Genomic DNA, 17,331 nt, shown 5'->3' with positions numbered 1-17,331 from the left:
TAGTTTTTTACGAGACCATCAACTTTTCAAGGCCCTTTTGAAGTATAGATGCACGCTCCTTTGATCCCATTTCGCTGTAGATCTTGTGCGCAAGCCTATACGCATCAATTGCACTTGGGATGTCACCCTGCCTCTGATATATATCGCCTATGCCTGTTAGATAGAATGCGGCACGGGAGGCGTCGCCGAGCGATTCGACCAATTCAAGGGCAAAGAAAAGATAGGGCAAGGCCTTATCCGGTTCGTTATCAGCCCTGTAAATATCTATTATCTTCTCTGCAAGCAAGACCTTGCCTATATCATCGCCTCCCTTTTCACATATGGCCATGGCCCTCTGATAAAGGGGTATGGCGGCCTTGAAGTTTCCCCGCTGTACGTGAAGATCAGCAAGCTTCTCACATGTATTTGCTATTTCAACATGTCTACCTTGGTCTTCGAATCTCTTCAATGCCTCTTCAAGCTTTAAAATGGCATCAAGTGACATCCCTCTGCCCATCAGCACGGCAGCCTCCCTATAAAGCTCAACAGCCTCGTCCGAACGGACAGGATCGCCGCCGTTTTTTATTTTACCCGCGTCTTCATCCATATATTTATCACCCCCATTAATACCATATATATTCGACAAGGCCTCCCTTGCGATACGACCGACTGTGGTCTTGATAAGCATCTCGCCGTCAAAGAGATCGACTGTCTCCTCGTCCATTACCATCCTTTCAATGGCCGATGCAGCCTCTGCGGCCTTAATCCGACCAAGCGCCCATGCAGCATGGCCGCGCACGTTTGGATCTGGATCTTCAAGAAAATTAAAGATCGAGAAAAAGGCGTTGGACCTTACAAGCTTGGGGTGCTGGCCGCCGATACGTCCCATGGCCCAAAAGATCGCAGGTCTGGACGGCGGGTCATTCAGAAGTCCGAGCAGGTGCCTTATAAATGAACCATAAACGCCCGGCCTGAGCCTTATGACCTCGCCCAACGTCTCTATCGCGCCCCAATTGGCAGCAGCAGAGTCATTACATGCGTACAAAAGCGTGCGCACCATATTGCCTGCGACAGAAGGACGATCGTCTGCCAAGCGTCCTATCACAGCTCCAAGCGCCATAACAGCATTCCATCTCAAACGGATGTCAGCGGCATAGAGAAGGCGTTGCACCTTTCTTATGACAAGAGGATCGTGGACCGCGGCTAACGATAGCTCTTCAATGCGCCCATCGCGCACTAGGTTGTCAACATCCCCTTTTGAGTATCTTGCGCTGGCTGTCTGAAATCCGCCATGAATACGATCTCCTTTTTCTTGCACACCCCTGGTTTGATCGTCTATTGCACCGAAGGAACCCCTGCCCCTTGAGATGACATCTCTAAGATCAGGCTTCAGGCGGATAAAAGTCAACACCCCCTTGACCCGTTTCCCTTCTTTTGTGCGCCCTGTGGGCTCAACTAGATTGGACTCGATATCATAACCCTCCAACAGGGCGTCTTCATAATCCTCCCCTGGCATAAGCCCCCAGGCCATATCCCAATCGTCCCCACAGGCAAAACCGAGCGCCTCCATAAAGGCTGCGCCTAGATTATGACCCGTTATATCGTGCACATAGACAGCTGTACATTGGCAGACCCCGAATTCGAAATCCGCAAACCTCCTGGGCTCCCTTGTCTTGGGGCGGACTATCAATCTGTCACATAGCGGGCATCTGGCCTCAGTTGCACCGCCAGTTGCAAAATTTGCCATAAAGCAGCCTATCCTCGTTGCGTCCTGGCCTTCTCAGAGACCAGCTCCACAAACTGCTGATGGACAGGATAGCCGTATCTGCACGCCTCTTCGAGGTGCCCCATGGCTGACTTGTAATCACCTTTATTATAATACGCTACGGCAAGGTTATTATGTGCAAGGCCAAAAGAAGGGGCCAGACTAACGGCCTTCTTGCCGGCGCTTATCGCCTTGTCCAGCTCATCTTTCTCGATATAGACCGTAACAAGGTTCGTCCAGACCGTAACCATATCAGAGTTGATTTCCAGGGCCCTTGTCAAATAATGCGCAGCTTCATCCCAATTTTTTAGCTGAATATATGCAGAACCTATGTTTGCCAACGCCTCTGCAGACATCGGGTACGCCTCTAGGGCCTTTTTGTTTTCCTCTATCCCCTTATCAAATTCCCCCATCTGAAAATACAGGGAACCAAGGTTGACCCTTATCTCAAAGGACAATGGATCTATCTCAAGCGCATGCCTGAAGGCCCTGACAGCGTCTTCGAACCTGCCTGAACGCCAATAGCTAAGGCCGAGCCTGTGGGCGGCGATCACCGACCTTGGATTCTTTTCGAATTCCCCTTCAAGGGTCTGTATGATATCATGTGTCTCACCGGATGAAACAGGGGGCATTGCCATGCATCTCTCCTTATTGCATTTTTATCTTGTAATTTGTTCCATAATCTAACCCAAATATATCGGAAGGCAAATATATGGGCGGCGATTCTATTGAGAAACGGCAAAAAAAACATCTCACCTGTATATTCTGCGGCGGTCCGGCGGAGATTAAGGGCAGATGAGCACATGCAAGGGTAGTCTGCAGGTCTTGCGGGCAAGAAAAACCGGCTTCTTTTTACAGGGATCAGATTGATGACCTCAAGGAACAGATATGCATCGGCCTCCCGGAAGAAGAAAACAGCGCTATAACCCATTGCCCAAAGCCTTGCGACACAAATCGATATAACCACTGAATCTGTCAGAGTCCTTAAATGGGGCCAGGTACAAAAGGGCGTCTTCATATCTTCCAAGATTCATCATGCTTGTCGCAATACATAGACTCAGGTCTTCAGAGCCTGGGAAATGAACCAGGCCCTCCAATGCAACCCTTATGGAACCCTTAAGGTCACCCTCCCTTTGTTTGAGCGCAGACAGCCCAAGATATGCCCTGTGATTAGGGTGGTAGCCCAGCGCACGTTCAAAAAGAACGGCTGCAACACTGTCTTTTTCTAACACCTGATCGATCTTTGAATAATCGCCATGACTGAAGGTCATGGCCAACCTGGATAAAAAATCGGCATGGAGTGAATAAAGGCCCGGATCATCTTTTAATTCAACATTCAATGCATAATTGTGGAGATTGCCGTAAAAATGGGATCTCAAACGCCTGCCGAACGACAATATGTCTTCTGCTGTAAGGCTATGGTCGATCTCGAAATACATTATATCTTCAATACGGTTTAACCATATATCATCCGACACCCCTGTCTTTTTTACAAAATCCTCATAAAGCCTGGTACCAGGAAACAGATCAAGGATATAAAAGATTATGCTAAGCGGCTTAATCTCATCAATCAGGTCTATCGTCTCCTGGATGGTCTGCTGCGTCTCACCAGGACAGCCATAAATAAAATAGGCCCTAGCCAGTATACCGTAACTTGTCGTCAGGGTAAAAGCCCTTTTTATGTCTTGCAACTTTATGTCTTTATTGAGTCTATTTCTTATTTCAGCCGAACCGCTCTCTACGCCGTAACTTATCTGTATACAGCCCGCTCTTCTCATCCAATAAAGTACCTTTTCATCTACGTAATCCACCCTTGATATCGCAACCCATCTGATATCAAGAGCTAATTCCAATATCTTTTTACAGATCTGGATCACCCTGATCTTGTCAAGGGTAAATGTGTCATCGGAAAAATAGAAAAAACGGACCCCTTTTTCATACAAAAGCGACAGCTGCTCCACAAAATAATCGGGCGAATGAAACCTTACCCTTCTCTTCCAAAACCTAGGTGAGCCGCAAAAGGTGCAGTTCCATGGACACCCCCTAGAGGAGACAACATGCTCGAATGTAAAATATCTTGCAGGGTTCGGCAGCATGTCTATATCCTCAATAAATTTTTGATCACCAGTGCTGATGGCATTGCCGTCACAACGAAAGGCCAAACCTTTTATGTCTCCCAGTCCGCCATGCGCCTTTCCATATTCAATCCTCTCGATCAGGCGCAAAAACGTAATCTCACCCTCACCCTTGATCACAAAATCGACCTCTGGATAGTTTTCAAGGATATGCCTCCATAAAAATGTTGCGCCAGGACCGCCGAATACAACCTTTATATCCGGGAAGAGCCTCTTTGCCACCCTAGCCATATCGATACCGCCCCATCTGTTGGCATGAAATATCGAAAATCCGATGATGTCAGGCTGCTTTTCCTGCAAAATCTTTTCATATATTTCAACTTGGCCTTTTATCTCATGGAAATTCAATATCTCGACATCGATACCCCTTTCCTTCAAGACCGCACCGATATAATAAAGCCCTATAGGAACGGCTCTTATGTCATAATCAATAACCCTTTGATCGAGAAAATGTGGATAGATGAGCAGTACCTTCATAGAAAAACTTCTTTCATCGTTTTAATAAAAAAGGCTGATCCCTTTTGGGATCAGCCTTAAACAGATAAAATCAAATCCCGGGCTGTTTACGCGTTTTCCTGCCTCACAGACACGACAACTTTGTATAGAATGGTAAGGATCAAGGCGCCTATCGCCCATATAGCTGTTGCAATGGCTATCTCGGGAAATGTGGGGTGGTATTCAGTGACCTGTTCCAATGGGTTTGGTATAAAACCACCAATCACAAGACCTACACCCTTATCGACCCATGTCGAAAAGAATATAGATGCACACGCCACAACAAGAAACGTATGATTTCTACGAAGCGGCGGTATAAGCAGGAGCAAGATGCCAAAAAGCCCGAAGGTTATGGATGTCCACATCCAGGGCACGAGCTCATGATAGCCGTCAAGGCCAAAAAAGAGGTACTTTAGGCCGCTCATATGGCCCGGTATGTTGCTGTAAAATGCTGTAAAGAATTCCAGCGCCAGAAAGAACATATTGGCTATCTGCGCATAGCACACGGTCTTGGCGACAGACTGGATAGCCTCTTCTCCAGGCTCAAATCTTGTCAGTTTCTTGACTAAAAGCAAAAGAAGTATAAGTAGGGAAGGCCCGGCTGCGAAAGCGGACGCCAAAAATCTAGGGGCCATGATTGCTGTCAACCACAGATGGCGACCTGGAAGACCTGCATATAAAAAGGCTGTAACAGTATGTATACTGATCGCCCATGGGATGGATAGATATATAAACGGTTTAATCCACGCTGGAGGCGGGACATGTTTACGCTCGGCGAGCAGGCTGTTCCACCCGACTATTATATTGATGGCCAAATAACCATTTAAGACGATCATATCCCAAAAAAGTATCGAGTTCGGTGTGGGATAAAACAAGACGTTAAGCATACGTTGAGGCTGTCCTATATCCACAATTATAAAAAGCAGACACATAACAACCGCAGCAATCGCCAAGAATTCACCAAATATGACTATATTTGCATATTTTTGATAGTGATGGAGGTATTTAGGGATTACCAGCATAACTGCACCCGCTGCCACGCCGACGAAGTAGGTGAACTGGGCTATATAGACGCCCCATGAGATATCGCGGCTCATGCCCGTAATGCCCAGACCGTAATTCAGCTGGTATATCCAACACGCAAACCCGACACCTATAACTGCGAGCAGGAATATGATCCAACCCCAATACCTTTGACTTCCAACCAATGCCTTTTCTAGCATAGCACCCTCACACCAAATAGAATACAAACGGCTCTGTGCCCAACTCTATCTTACGCCTAAGAGAGGTCCTTACCCGAAGAACCTGTCTTATGTTGGAATTCGGATCAGCAAGATTGCCGAATGTCATAACCTCAGGCGCCGCCTCGGCACAGGCTGGTATCTGACCCTTGTCTATCCTTTCCACGCAGAAGTTACACTTCTCGACAACACCACGCATCCTGGTCGGAAATTCCGGATTCAACTTCCTCCCTTTCAATCCTTCCCTTGGATCACGCCAATTGAAACTGCGCGAACCGAAAGGACATGCAGCCATACAGAAACGGCAGCCTATACACCGATGATAGTCCATCGCAACTATACCGTCGGGCCTTTTGAACGTCGCCCTCGTAGGACATACCCTTACACAGGGCGGATGGTCGCAGTGATTGCATAAAAGCAAAAACGGCAGCTCTTTTATAGCGTCGTCTATATATTCGTTTGCGCCGTCGGCAAAGGCATGCTCATACGTATCCCCCCATATCCATTTGACCTCGTCCTTTTTGTTATTGAAATGAGGGATGTTATGGAGGTAATCGCAGACCCCCCTCACCTTTTGCACTACTTGACCGTCACATTTCTTTAAATCAATAGTCATGCCCCACCTGATCTTGGGCAAATCTTCTTTTCGCAGTCCAGCCCCACCCTCTTGTCCTTCAAAGGCATCCAGATCACCCGGACGAAGCAGTTCAAACGCACCTTTGCCCGTGATACCCAACAGGGCGGAGATCCCGGCTATCTTGATGAATTCTCTCCTGTCCATGCTCATAATTCGTTTCCTTTTGCATCCCTTGGCGCAAGATGACATTCCCAGCAATATGGGTCTTCAACCCCTGCGTAATTATGACACCTGTCGCAGAATTCCTTTTTGTTGGAATGACACTTCATGCAGGTATTCTGCAGGCTTACGTAGTATTTTTGGCCTCTACTGTTTATATAAACACGTTTACCCTTTCTAAGGGCCTCATCCCGCCATGTTATCAGAAACTGCATATGCGACGACTTCATAAACTCCTTGCCTTCTACACACTTCTTCTCAGCAAGTTCTCGTATAACCGGTGTATCAAGCTTCGGCTTAGGAGGTGGCACGACTCTGCCCATTGCCGACCAGATCGGAACGGTCATGAGACCTACAAATATCACAAGGCCAGGGATTATCTTGTTTGCATCATACATCGCTGCCTTCCTCCCCTTTCGGGATTTCTTCCCCTCGCAGATTCATAGTCCTGTCCCCTTCGCCCTCCATTATCAGTGCGTTCGCTACTAATTCCGACACACCTGCTACCTTGACGCCTGGCACCCAATATTCCATCGAGGCTGGAAGCACTGCTCTATCGATAGCGCAGATACATGCAAGCGTATTTACACCATGCTTTTCATGAACATACTTAACAGCATTGGCCCTCGGAAGCCCGCCCCTCAACCTGATCTCCATATTTTCGCTCGCATTAAGACCAGCCCCACTACCGCAACAGAAGGTCTGTTCCCTGATAGTTGTATCCGGCATGTCATAGAAATAGTTGCAGACATTCTTTATCACATAACGGGGCTCTTCCAGGATGCCCATGGCCCTTGAGGGATTGCATGAATCGTGGAATGTTACCTTCAGATGGTTATTGCGGTTCTTGTCTAACTTGAGCTTGTTGTTCTTGATAAGATCAGCTGTAAATTCGGTGATGTGAACCATCTTTGTGGACTTCGCGTTTTCAAACCTCGTCCCGGTAATCGGTGAGACAGGCTCCTCCAGGAAGTCGGCCGGGCCGTTGAAGGTATCCATGTACTGATGAATTACGCGCCACATATGCCCGCACTCCCCGCCCAGTATCCACTTCACACCAAGTCTTTTGGCCTCTGCATATATCTTTGCATTGAGGCGTTTGGCCATCTCAAAAGACGTAAAGAAGCCGAAATTACCGCTCTCGGATGCATAGGTACTCCATGTGTAATCAAGACCTATATGTTCGAAGATCATCAAATAACCCATGAGCGTATAGATACCCGGATCGGCGAAGACATCGCCCGAGGGCGTGACAAAGAGTATCTCTGCCCCTTTTCTGTTAAACGTGGGATTTATCCGGATACCGACATAGGTCTCGATATCGTCACAAAGGAATTCAATATTTTCCTTAAATGTATGTGGCTTCAGACCAAGGTGATTGCCGATATGATAGCAGTTTGAAACAGGCTCCTGGATCCAGTTGATATTGAGACCGAGAAGGTTCAAGAGTTCACGCCCTATAATAGTGACCTCCGCCGTATCAATACCGTACGGGCAGAATAAGGAGCAACGCCGGCACTCTGTGCACTGGAAAAAATAATACCACAATTCCTTGATCACAGAGGCTGTAAGCTCCCTACCGCCAGCAAGCCTGCCCAGTATCTTACCGGCCGTTGTGAATTCCTTTCTGTAGATAGATCTCAACAGCTCGGCCCTGACCACCGGCATATTCTTCGGGTCACCGGAACCAAGAAAAAAGTGACATTTATCCGCACAGGCGCCGCACCTTACACAGATATCCATAAATATCTTAAAGGAACGGTGTTTATCCAGCCTCTCCCTCATACCGTCGAAGAATATCTGCTGCCAGTTCTCCGGCAAGTTCCAGTCTTCATCAAGGGGATTCCAATGATGGGGGTTGGGCATCCCGACATCTGCTATCTTTTCCGGTTTGGCGGGATGACAATAGATACCAGGCTTTATCTTAACAGGGGTATCCATCCAACCCGTCTTAGGCGGATTGTAGTCAATTCTCAGCATCTCTTGCGGTATTAGATCCTTAGCCATCTTAGCTTATTCCCTCTCAACTGGTATTCCTGCGCCCTTCATAAGGTCTCTGAACTCATCCTCGTATTCATCATAGGTATGAATCTTGACAGGATAATTCCATGGATTGACGTGCCTGACCATCCTGTTATTGTTGGCCATATTCCTGGTCGGACTCAAAAAGACCCCCCCAAGGTGCATAAGCTTGCTGAACGGAAAATAGGCCATAAGGACGCTCACCAGCGTCGCATGGATAAAAAAGATCGGTCCTATCCCATCAGGCATAACTGGATGGAAGGTCGCCAGGCCCACCAAAATCTCTTTTACGCCCACAATGTCGGTCCTGATGAAGAAACGCATTAATATGCCGGTCGTCGCTATGGCGAGTATTAAAAACAGCGGAAAATAATCAGCCGGTAATGAGATATAGCGTATCCTCGGACTCATGAGACGCCTCAGCAATAAAAAAGTAACCCCGGCAATCAGAAGCACATCAGTGATATAAAGCGGCGGGGTGCCGATCTGCATGATCGAGTCCAACTTATCAAGCCATTCGACAAAACCAGGGACCGGCTCCATGAAAAGACGGAGGTGTCTTACGGCTATAATGAAAAATGCCCAGTGGAAGGCCAAAGCAAACAACCACAGCCACTTGGCCGGGCCATAAATAAGATTGCCGCTACGGAGCTCGGCCTTGGTATTTCTGAACAGTGATCTAAAGGCCAGAATTTCAAAGGCCATGCGCCCCAGCACACCCATCGTGGTGCTCGGATTGTCAAGCTTTGCCTGCTTTATCCATGGGAGAGAAAATTCCTGACCTGCTGTCGTAGGGATACGAAACGGCACCGGTGACTTAGCCCAGTCAAGCACACGAAAAACAAATCCGACAAGCAATATGATAAAGCCGGTATAAGGAAGAATCACACCGAAGACATATTGCAACCCTGCCATCGAACCTACCAAGGCGGCTAAAATTATCACCAAAACCGCAATCAGGGATATCATTGCACCCATTACCAACACCTCACTTTAGCTAAGACCTTGATTATTAATATCTTTTTCAAGGCCAATATCTTTAAACATGCCTTTTTTTATAAGATATGATGGACACATAGTCACCTCTGACAACACAAAAGGTCTCTTCATAATGTCGTTGAGCTTGATCTCCCACACTCGCTCCCGACACTTCATATACACATCAAAGGCCATTAATACGAATTTGTCGATCTTAGATTCCAACGAAAGGATATCTTCCAATTTGATCTTACCGCCCAAATCCTGCGCACGAATCTCATCTCTAATGGCCTTTTTTAGCAGATAAAACACCGAAACAGCCCCGGACGGCTCAAAATCTTGCACCGCCCTGATCCTCATCATCTCGTCCATTTGATCCTTGACATTTTCGGGATCACCACCTTTAAGAATCTCTTCCAAAATAGGACCGGCCGCATTTAAAATGGTATAGCCAACTGGATTTGCGAACCGATCTTTCTGGCCGAGCAAAAACTTGGCAGTCTCAGGGGGATATGTCGCCGCTATCAAACGTATCCACCTGTCTTCTATAACTGCCAGGCGTTCATGTAATAGATTATTCATCATAAAATCATCTATACTCGAAGGCGGCCTTATCGGCTTTCAATCCTTTTGCTGTAATGACAGACTATTTCATCCCATTTTATTTATGAATAGATATTCATTATGGGGATTATGTATATACCTGTTACAATGTTGTGTCAAGGCCTTAAACCGATAAAAATTTTATTCATGAATAACCGTTCATTTTTATAGACAAATCAATGGAAACTGTCAAGCCTAAAAATTCGGATATCTTTTTGAAATTGTATTCAGCTCGGCCCTGTGCAGACAACCTTGATCTACCCTTGACACCAAATATATTATGAAAAATTCGAGCTGGTCTAGGATGGATTCCCTTTTGGAAAAACAAGGCGTGGTCATAAAACCCATCGCTGATTTTCTGACCGATAAACCGGATTTTTCCGGGACCACGATACTTGGTGACGGCTCAATAGGGCTGATCCTTGACATCCCGTTGTGCTTAACAAGGCAAAAAGGGGTTGTGCAGCGTAGACAGAGGGCCATGGAACTTGCCGCACTGGGACTTGGGGGAGGTGGTATACAATTCATTAACTAGAGAAAGGCCCAAAATTAGTAGTAATTGCCAGGGCTTTCCTCTGGCAGGACCATTCTATCCCGCTGCAGGATAAACAGGCTGTCACCCGCCTGATATCTTTATCGAGGATATATTTTTATGGGATATGATTTTTGTAAACGAGACAATAACCCCCGCAGACTGATTGGAAATCGGGTTTTCCTTATCAACTTGAGTATTCATGGTCTGGCGATCTTTTATTGATAGGGCCATTTATATCACAGACGATGGGAGAAAAAGGGGGCGCAAACTGCACCGATTACGGCTTACCCTCTTTATAATGGTCTCTAGTGTCTGTTTCCATGACACAAGGATGGATGCATCTCAACTAAATATTTTACCCTTGATTCGATGGCGTCCGGTCTCAACATACCTGACTTTCTTAATCCTTTTAACGCCCCGTTAAAGATATCCGTAATATTGGATTCTATCTCGCCAATCCTCCGGCTCACATAGCCGCATGCAATGGGAACCTTACAGGCAGGATTGCCTATACCAAGCAAGGTCTTTATGAGTCCTGTTTTAGAAGAAATAACACCTCAGCCTTATTATTGCGCACAATAAAATTTAATCTTTCCGATATCGTTCACAGCTTTCTAAAAGGGTGCGCCCCCTCAAGCAAATTATAAGTTATTGATTTGGTTATGGCGATTAGCATGTAAACGGATCACTTGCTTACAATTATAATGCCCTTGACACCAAAAAAATCAAATGGTACAAGAAAAATCTCTTAAGGGCGGGTAGCTCAGCGGGAGAGCATCGGCCTTACAAGCCGAGGGTCACAGGTTCAAATCCTGTTCCGCCTACCACCCTAGTTTCAAAAGAAGGTAAATGAAACGACTTAAAAATTCGGGGTCGTAGTTCAGCCGGTTAGAACGCTGGCCTGTCACGCCAGAGGTCGCGAGTTCGAGCCTCGTCGGCCCCGCCAAAAATTAAAGAGGCAGACCGCTTATTGCGTCCGCCTCTTTATTCATTTGTGGTCTATCCCGAAAAATCAATCTTTTCGTATTGTTGCATCTTCCATTATGGCACTGCACCTATATCCTGCGCCGAAATCCCTGTCTGAATGCAGTATCCCACTTGCGGTCACCACATCGCCGACTGCCGGCAGGTCCTGTGATGTAACAACAAGATCAAAGTCGCCCTTTTCTTGTGTGCCTGAGCCGTCTTGAATGTGCACCCAGTTTTTACCCATAATGCCGGTCGACACCTTTACCACTACACCTCTTACAACCGCCTGTTTGCCGTTGATCTCCGCCTTCGTCCTGTAGATCTCCGCAATCGTATAGCTATTAGGGCCCTTGGCCCGTTCGATCCTTACATCTTTTTTCTCCAACAAGACATGATGGACCGCCCCATCCTCGGTGGCCAGAGCGCCTTGCGAGTGGCCGCCCGATATGATACCTGACGAGAAAACGATCCTGTCGAACGTGCGCTTAAGCGTATTGCTTGTAAAACCCTTCATCTCAATGCCCGGATCAAGCAGCAGATCGTCTCCAATTGAAACCTTGGTCTCTGGCATCGCCACCCATATTTGAGAGTCGCCTCTATCAAGCAATACATACGTATAGCCGCCACTGTCCATGGTCTGGATGACCTTGCCCTTGAGATAATCAGTCGTGGCTGCATGCCCAGAATCAGTCTTTGTCTGCGTCTGCCCAAGCTTGTTTTCCGTACGGCGACCGCCTTCGCTGGAGCATGATACGAACAAACCCCAAAAAACAGCTGCCGACAAACCCAAGATAACGATCGTTTTTGCCCCTTTTCTCATTGGTTGCGCTCCTTGATGTTTAAATATTGATTCCTAAAAATTTTCAAAACATCTTCTCCGACGACAATCCTGGGATATGAAAAACCCGATCTTGCAGCTAATTTGCTATATTATAATAAAAAATCTATTTCATCACCTTGTTATTGTTGTTATCGGCTAGGCGAAGATCAATCCTTGACAAAAAACTTTTTTTAAATTAAAAATAATAATTATTCTTTAAAAAGATACCTCAATGAAAACAAACAAGATCAGGATGACCCGGCAACGTGAGATAATAATTCAGGAACTGAGGGCGCTCAAAACCCATCCGACGGCAGATGAACTGTATGACAAGGTCAAAAAACGCCTCCCTAGGATCAGCCTTGCAACCATCTACCGCAATCTGGAAACACTTGCAGCCCTAAATATCATTCAAAAACTTGAGGTGACGGGCAGACAAAAACGTTTTGACTGGGATACATCGAATCACTATCATATAAAGTGTATCAAGTGCGGCAGGGTCGATGACATCCCTGCAATCCAATTAAATGAGATAGAAAGGGCTGTTACAGATCCGTGCGGCTATACAGTGCTTGGTCATCGCCTTGAATTCGAAGGCATATGCCCGGGGTGCAAAAAGAAAGAGGAACGATCATCCTCAAAAGAAAGATAATTTTTATATCAATAAGTTAAATTTAAATAAGGAGGTGCGTTTAGATGGACAGGATCAAAGGCACACAGACAGAAAAGAACATCCTCATCGCCTTTGCGGGTGAATCTCAGGCAAGAAACAGATACACCTACTATGCAAGCCAGGCAAAAAAAGAGGGTTTTATACAGATTGCAGCCATCTTTGAAGAAACAGCCAACCAAGAAAGGGAACATGCAAAACGGCTCTATAAACTCCTTGAAGGCGGGGACGCAGAGGTAACGGCAATTTTTCCGGCCGGTACCATTGGATGCACCAGGGACAATCTCCTCCATGCAGCCCAGGGCGAGAACTACGAACACAGCCAGATGTACCCCGGCTTTGCAAGGATCGCCAGGGAAGAGGGATTTAATGAGATAGCTTGCATATTTGATGCCATAGCGGTCGCTGAAAGACAGCACGAAAAGAGATACAGGGCACTGGCCAAAAACATAGATGAAGGAAAGGTCTTCAAACGCGAAGAGACCGTGGTCTGGCGCTGTAGAAACTGCGGCTATCTCCATGAGGGAAAAGAGGCACCTGAAAAATGCCCTGCCTGTGCACACCCGATAGCCCACTTCGAATTGCTGGGCGAGAATTGGTAGCTATAAAAACCAAAACAAAGATAACAGGAGGTAGTATTTATGTGCAATCTGGTTACAAAAGAGGCGCCTGACTTCAAGGCAAAGGCGGTCATGCCCGACAACAACTTTAAGGAGATAAGCCTTTCTTCGAACAGGGGAAAATACATCATACTTTTTTTCTATCCCCTTGATTTCACCTTTGTCTGCCCGTCCGAAATACTGGCCTTTGATACGGCGCTGGACGAGTTTAAAAAGAGAAACTGCGAGGTCATCGGGGTCTCGGTAGACTCCGAATACACCCATCTCGCCTGGAAAAACACACCTGTCAACAATGGAGGCATAGGCAATGTCAGATATCCTCTGGTGGCGGATCTCTCGAAACAGATATCCAGGGCCTACGGTGTTCTGCTGGAGGAAGCTGGCGTGGCCTTACGCGGCCTGTTCCTTATCGACAAGGGGGGCATTGTACGGCATGCGCTCATAAATGATCTGCCGCTTGGCAGGAATGTCGATGAGGCCATCCGTATCCTTGACGCCTTGCAGTTCCACGAGGCCCACGGCGATGTCTGCCCGGCAAACTGGAGGCCTGGCGAGGAGGCCATGAAGCCTACCAAAGAGGGTGTGGCGAGCTATCTGGCCAAGCACGGCGCGCAGGGCGCAAAGAAAGGCTGCAAAAAGAGGGGAGGGTAAAAATGAAAGCGACCATAAAGGGCGTAATAATGGCTGTTGCAGCGCTTTTTTTAACACCGGCCTTGGGCTTTCCGGCGGATATGGGGAAACTTAAGTACGACGACTTCCAGAAACCCGACTACTGCGCCAGCTGTCACATACAAATACACGAGGAGTGGGCGCAGAGCCTCATGTCCCAGTCCTATACCCACAAGTGGGATGAGGTTGAATACTTTAAGCTTGCCCTTCCCCACGCCTTGAAACTTGAAAAGGTGTCAGGGGTGAAGGCAGGATGTATCGCCTGCCACGGACCTCTGGCCTTTCTCTCAGGCGACATCCCGCCAAAGCCGGTTGTGGCGAATACCCGCGCAAACGAGGGGGTCTCCTGCGAGATCTGCCACAATATAACAGGGAGCACAGAGAAGGCGCCCTACAACTTCAGTTTCACAATTGATCCAAATGGCATAAAGCGCGGACCGAGAAAGGACGCCGAAAGCCCTGCACACGGCACGCAATTCTCTGAATTCACCAGGAGCCCAGAGCTCTGCGCCACCTGTCACGACGAACAGAGCCCCTACGGCGCATGGGTAAAAGAGACCTACAGGGAGTGGAAGGCCGGGCCCTATGCAAAAGAGGGGACAAGATGCCAGGACTGCCACATGTATCACTCACCGGGCAAATCGACCGACATGGGCCCTGAGAGAAAAGACATCGCCCATCACGTCTTCCATGGCTCACACTGGCCGAACAAGCTGGCCGGGGTCATTGATCTGGCCCTTTACACAGAAAACGCCACGGTTTCGCCGGGCCAAACGATAAACTTCCGGGCCGAGCTCTTTAACGGCAAGGCCGGTCACTTCGTGCCATCCGGCTCGACAGAGGAGCGCATGCTCTGGCTCGAGGTCTGGGCGGTGGATGCAAAAGGCAGGCGCTATCCCGTGCCTGTAACAAAAAAAGGCTTCAAAGATGAAGGATTCACTATCGCCGACTCAAAGACCCTGGCCTATCAGGACTATGGCGAGATCATGAATATAAAGGGCTTCAAGGGCCTCAAGAGGGATGGAAATGTGCCGGACGGGGCGCGCATCTTTAGAAGACCGTTTTTCAATCCAAAGGGCGAAATGACCACCTGCCAGTGGTACACGGTAGAAAACACCCGGGTTGACTACAGAATCGGGCCCAGGGAGACGAAGATCGAACACTACAGCTTCAACCTCCCCAAAAATCTTCCAAAGGGTGCGCTTACGATCGAGGCCAGGCTCTACTACAGCGAGGTCCCAAGCTCTGTGGGCGATTTTTTTAAACTCCCAAAGGAGGAATACGCGCCGATCCTGGTAAACGAAAACAGACTGTTATTCGCGGTCAAATAAGGAGGATCAACCGATGAAGATTATTAAAAGATATCTCACGGGCGCAGCCTTGATCACCGCATTGATGGCGCACGGCACAGGCAGCGCCCTTGCCCAGGGCAAGATAAGCGATGCCACGCAGGCCTGTCTCGGGTGCCACGAATCCGCAACCCCAGGGATTGTGGCCGACTGGAAGAGCGGGCGCCATTCAAAAATGACCGTCGAAGAAGCCCTCAAGAAGCCGGTTATCGAAAGACGCATATCCATAGAAAAGGTCCCTGCGGGCATGTCTGGGATAGTTGTGGGCTGTGCCGAGTGTCACACAATAAATGCAGCCTCTCACAAGGATACCTTTGAACACAATGGCTTCAAGGTCCATGTGGTTGTGACCCCCCAGGACTGCGCCGAATGCCACCCGGTTGAAAGGGACGAATATGCAAAGAATATCATGTCCCATGCCTATGGAAACCTTGTAAATAACCCTGTCTATCACGGCCTTATGGACTCGACAAACGGCATAGCCGCATTTGACGGCAAAAAGGCGACTATCGGCAAGCCAGATCAGATCACACAGGATGACTCTTGTCTCTACTGCCACGGCACAAAGATAGAGGTAAAGGGCCTGAAGGCGCGCGACACCTCGATGGGGGAGATGAAATTCCCCGAACTTGCAGGCTGGCCAAGCGTAGGGGTTGGCCGCATAAACCCCGACGGCTCCAAGGGCTCATGCACCTCGTGCCACCCGAGACACGCCTTCTCCATCGAGGTTGCGCGAAAACCTGCCACATGCTCGGAATGCCACAAGGGCCCTGATGTCCCTGCCTACAAGGTTTACAGTGTGAGCAAACACGGGAACATCTACGCCGCCGACAAAGAAAAATGGCATTTCGATGCGGTGCCGTGGAAGCTGGGCGAAGACTTTACCGCGCCCACCTGTGCGACGTGTCATGTGAGCCTGCTTGTCACCAAGAGCGGTGAAGTAATAGCCAAACGCACGCACCAGATGAGTGACAGGCTTCCCTATAGACTCTTCGGTCTTATCTATGCTACACCTCAGCCAAAGTCACCTGATACGAGCATCATCAGGAACAAAGCCGGCCTGCCGCTTCCGTCCGAGCTTACAGGCGAACCGGCGGCCGCTTATCTGATCGATGCAAAGGAACAGGCCCAAAGGCTTGCAACAATGGAGGCCGTATGTCTCGCCTGCCACACCCAGCCTTGGGTGGACGGACACTTTGCAAGGCTGGATCAGTCCATAAAGACCACTAACGAGATGACGCTTACAGCCACAAAGATCGTCCTTGCCGCCTGGGGTAAAGGCCTGGCTAAGGGGCTTGCCCAGCATGACAGCATATTTAACGAGGCCATTGAGAAGATGTGGATAGAGGAGTGGCTGTTTTTCGCCAACTCAACCAGATTCGCCTCGGCAATGGGCGGCGCCGACTATGGGGTCTTTGCAGATGGGCGTTGGGCCATGTCACGCAACATCCAGAAGATGTCCGACTGGCTCAAGTTTCTTGAGGCTGCGCACAAGGGTATAAAGGACAATAAAAAGAAAAAATAAAGGAGGAACACAAGATGACAAAGAGGCTACAGATTTACAAGTGCGAGATATGCGGAAACATGGTGGAGATGGTCCATGATGGCGTGGGGCAGCTCGTCTGCTGCGGACAACCCATGAAGCTCATGGAGGAAAATATCGTAGATGCGTCCAGGGAAAAACA

18 protein-coding genes and 2 tRNA genes are annotated in these 17,331 nt (G+C 48.2%); 9 read left to right on the top strand and 11 right to left on the bottom strand.

Translation table 11 applies throughout. The annotated features are described in order from the left end of the window. Positions 1-7 precede the first annotated feature (7 nt). The 9 genes from ACP5SG_RS05015 to ACP5SG_RS04975 form a co-directional block, all read right to left on the bottom strand. A complete protein-coding gene (locus ACP5SG_RS05015) occupies positions 8-1,726 on the bottom strand; it encodes a DVU0298 family protein (protein WP_237888825.1) in 1,719 nt (572 codons plus the stop codon). 8 nt (positions 1,727-1,734) lie between these two features. Continuing rightward, complete coding sequence (locus ACP5SG_RS05010) at positions 1,735-2,382, bottom strand: tetratricopeptide repeat protein (protein WP_237888826.1); 648 nt, start codon at positions 2,380-2,382, stop codon at positions 1,735-1,737. 282 nt (positions 2,383-2,664) lie between these two features. Further along, on the bottom strand, positions 2,665-4,356 hold the full coding sequence (locus ACP5SG_RS05005) for a radical SAM protein (protein ID WP_424661538.1): 1,692 nt from the start codon (positions 4,354-4,356) through the stop codon (positions 2,665-2,667). A gap of 86 nt (positions 4,357-4,442) precedes the next feature. Then, the gene (gene dsrP / locus ACP5SG_RS05000) at positions 4,443-5,597 is read right to left on the bottom strand and encodes a sulfate reduction electron transfer complex DsrMKJOP subunit DsrP (protein WP_237888828.1); all 1,155 of its coding nucleotides are present in this window, start codon (positions 5,595-5,597) and stop codon (positions 4,443-4,445) included. 7 nt (positions 5,598-5,604) lie between these two features. Then, positions 5,605-6,402 (bottom strand): sulfate reduction electron transfer complex DsrMKJOP subunit DsrO, encoded by a 798-nt coding sequence (dsrO, locus tag ACP5SG_RS04995; RefSeq protein WP_424661539.1) that lies wholly within the window; start codon positions 6,400-6,402, stop codon positions 5,605-5,607. Beyond that, positions 6,399-6,809 carry a sulfate reduction electron transfer complex DsrMKJOP subunit DsrJ gene (dsrJ, locus tag ACP5SG_RS04990; protein WP_237888830.1) on the bottom strand — a complete coding sequence of 137 codons (411 nt, stop codon included), beginning with the start codon at positions 6,807-6,809 and terminating at the stop codon, positions 6,399-6,401. The genes dsrO and dsrJ overlap by 4 nt, the downstream gene beginning before the upstream one ends. After that, positions 6,802-8,418 carry a sulfate reduction electron transfer complex DsrMKJOP subunit DsrK gene (gene dsrK / locus ACP5SG_RS04985; protein ID WP_330873300.1) on the bottom strand — a complete coding sequence of 539 codons (1,617 nt, stop codon included), beginning with the start codon at positions 8,416-8,418 and terminating at the stop codon, positions 6,802-6,804. Before dsrK ends, dsrJ begins: the two co-directional genes overlap by 8 nt. A gap of 6 nt (positions 8,419-8,424) precedes the next feature. Next, complete coding sequence (gene dsrM, locus ACP5SG_RS04980) at positions 8,425-9,411, bottom strand: sulfate reduction electron transfer complex DsrMKJOP subunit DsrM (RefSeq protein ID WP_428122535.1); 987 nt, start codon at positions 9,409-9,411, stop codon at positions 8,425-8,427. Positions 9,412-9,426: 15 nt separating this feature from the next. Continuing rightward, positions 9,427-9,996, bottom strand: coding sequence for an RsbRD N-terminal domain-containing protein (locus ACP5SG_RS04975; RefSeq protein ID WP_424661542.1), 570 nt, complete (start codon positions 9,994-9,996; stop codon positions 9,427-9,429). A gap of 322 nt (positions 9,997-10,318) precedes the next feature. Here ACP5SG_RS04975 and ACP5SG_RS04970 point away from each other — a divergent pair, with 322 nt between their 5' ends. Next, complete coding sequence (locus tag ACP5SG_RS04970) at positions 10,319-10,549, top strand: hypothetical protein (RefSeq protein ID WP_428122532.1); 231 nt, start codon at positions 10,319-10,321, stop codon at positions 10,547-10,549. 305 nt (positions 10,550-10,854) lie between these two features. Here the strand turns inward: ACP5SG_RS04970 and ACP5SG_RS04965 are convergent, their stop codons facing one another. After that, a complete protein-coding gene (locus tag ACP5SG_RS04965; protein ID WP_428122529.1) occupies positions 10,855-11,019 on the bottom strand; it encodes a hypothetical protein in 165 nt (54 codons plus the stop codon). A 282-nt stretch (positions 11,020-11,301) separates the two neighbouring features. On the opposite strand from ACP5SG_RS04965, the gene ACP5SG_RS04960 reads away from it, so the two are divergent. Both ACP5SG_RS04960 and ACP5SG_RS04955 read left to right on the top strand, forming a co-directional pair. After that, positions 11,302-11,376 (top strand) — tRNA-Val (locus ACP5SG_RS04960). Positions 11,377-11,418: 42 nt separating this feature from the next. After that, positions 11,419-11,495: transfer RNA gene (locus ACP5SG_RS04955), tRNA-Asp, on the top strand. Positions 11,496-11,561: 66 nt separating this feature from the next. Here ACP5SG_RS04955 and ACP5SG_RS04950 read toward each other — a convergent pair. Further along, on the bottom strand, positions 11,562-12,338 hold the full coding sequence (locus ACP5SG_RS04950) for a DNA-binding protein (protein ID WP_428122526.1): 777 nt from the start codon (positions 12,336-12,338) through the stop codon (positions 11,562-11,564). 232 nt (positions 12,339-12,570) lie between these two features. Between ACP5SG_RS04950 and ACP5SG_RS04945 the strand changes: the two genes are divergently transcribed. From ACP5SG_RS04945 to ACP5SG_RS04920, 6 genes are all read left to right on the top strand, one after another. Continuing rightward, the gene (locus ACP5SG_RS04945) at positions 12,571-12,990 is read left to right on the top strand and encodes a Fur family transcriptional regulator (RefSeq protein WP_424661543.1); all 420 of its coding nucleotides are present in this window, start codon (positions 12,571-12,573) and stop codon (positions 12,988-12,990) included. 44 nt (positions 12,991-13,034) lie between these two features. Then, entirely contained in the window at positions 13,035-13,610 is a 576-nt protein-coding gene (gene rbr, locus ACP5SG_RS04940; protein WP_237888836.1) for a rubrerythrin, read from the top strand. Between the two features lie 39 nt (positions 13,611-13,649). Continuing rightward, positions 13,650-14,279 carry a peroxiredoxin gene (locus ACP5SG_RS04935; RefSeq protein ID WP_428122517.1) on the top strand — a complete coding sequence of 210 codons (630 nt, stop codon included), beginning with the start codon at positions 13,650-13,652 and terminating at the stop codon, positions 14,277-14,279. A gap of 2 nt (positions 14,280-14,281) precedes the next feature. Continuing rightward, a complete protein-coding gene (locus ACP5SG_RS04930) occupies positions 14,282-15,628 on the top strand; it encodes a multiheme c-type cytochrome (protein ID WP_237888838.1) in 1,347 nt (448 codons plus the stop codon). Positions 15,629-15,641: 13 nt separating this feature from the next. Next, positions 15,642-17,171, top strand: coding sequence for a multiheme c-type cytochrome (locus tag ACP5SG_RS04925; protein ID WP_237888839.1), 1,530 nt, complete (start codon positions 15,642-15,644; stop codon positions 17,169-17,171). A 14-nt stretch (positions 17,172-17,185) separates the two neighbouring features. Next, a partial coding sequence (locus ACP5SG_RS04920) for a desulfoferrodoxin FeS4 iron-binding domain-containing protein (protein WP_428122558.1) occupies positions 17,186-17,331 on the top strand: 146 nt, incomplete at its 3' end.

Source organism: Dissulfurimicrobium sp., from assembly GCF_049968175.1.
Classification (GTDB): domain Bacteria; phylum Desulfobacterota; class Dissulfuribacteria; order Dissulfuribacterales; family Sh68; genus Dissulfurimicrobium; species Dissulfurimicrobium hydrothermale.
This window is presented reverse-complemented; position numbering and strand designations above follow the sequence as displayed.

Coding starts and splice junctions, on each gene's coding strand:
- ACP5SG_RS05015 (WP_237888825.1), bottom strand. CDS start 1,726: ATGGCAAATTTTGCAACTGGCGGTGCAACTGAGGCCAGATGCCCGCTA.
- ACP5SG_RS05010 (WP_237888826.1), bottom strand. CDS start 2,382: ATGGCAATGCCCCCTGTTTCATCCGGTGAGACACATGATATCATACAG.
- ACP5SG_RS05005 (WP_424661538.1), bottom strand. CDS start 4,356: ATGAAGGTACTGCTCATCTATCCACATTTTCTCGATCAAAGGGTTATT.
- dsrP (WP_237888828.1), bottom strand. CDS start 5,597: ATGCTAGAAAAGGCATTGGTTGGAAGTCAAAGGTATTGGGGTTGGATC.
- dsrO (WP_424661539.1), bottom strand. CDS start 6,402: ATGAGCATGGACAGGAGAGAATTCATCAAGATAGCCGGGATCTCCGCC.
- dsrJ (WP_237888830.1), bottom strand. CDS start 6,809: ATGTATGATGCAAACAAGATAATCCCTGGCCTTGTGATATTTGTAGGT.
- dsrK (WP_330873300.1), bottom strand. CDS start 8,418: ATGGCTAAGGATCTAATACCGCAAGAGATGCTGAGAATTGACTACAAT.
- dsrM (WP_428122535.1), bottom strand. CDS start 9,411: ATGGGTGCAATGATATCCCTGATTGCGGTTTTGGTGATAATTTTAGCC.
- ACP5SG_RS04975 (WP_424661542.1), bottom strand. CDS start 9,996: ATGATGAATAATCTATTACATGAACGCCTGGCAGTTATAGAAGACAGG.
- ACP5SG_RS04970 (WP_428122532.1), top strand. CDS start 10,319: ATGGATTCCCTTTTGGAAAAACAAGGCGTGGTCATAAAACCCATCGCT.
- ACP5SG_RS04950 (WP_428122526.1), bottom strand. CDS start 12,338: ATGAGAAAAGGGGCAAAAACGATCGTTATCTTGGGTTTGTCGGCAGCT.
- ACP5SG_RS04945 (WP_424661543.1), top strand. CDS start 12,571: ATGAAAACAAACAAGATCAGGATGACCCGGCAACGTGAGATAATAATT.
- rbr (WP_237888836.1), top strand. CDS start 13,035: ATGGACAGGATCAAAGGCACACAGACAGAAAAGAACATCCTCATCGCC.
- ACP5SG_RS04935 (WP_428122517.1), top strand. CDS start 13,650: ATGTGCAATCTGGTTACAAAAGAGGCGCCTGACTTCAAGGCAAAGGCG.
- ACP5SG_RS04930 (WP_237888838.1), top strand. CDS start 14,282: ATGAAAGCGACCATAAAGGGCGTAATAATGGCTGTTGCAGCGCTTTTT.
- ACP5SG_RS04925 (WP_237888839.1), top strand. CDS start 15,642: ATGAAGATTATTAAAAGATATCTCACGGGCGCAGCCTTGATCACCGCA.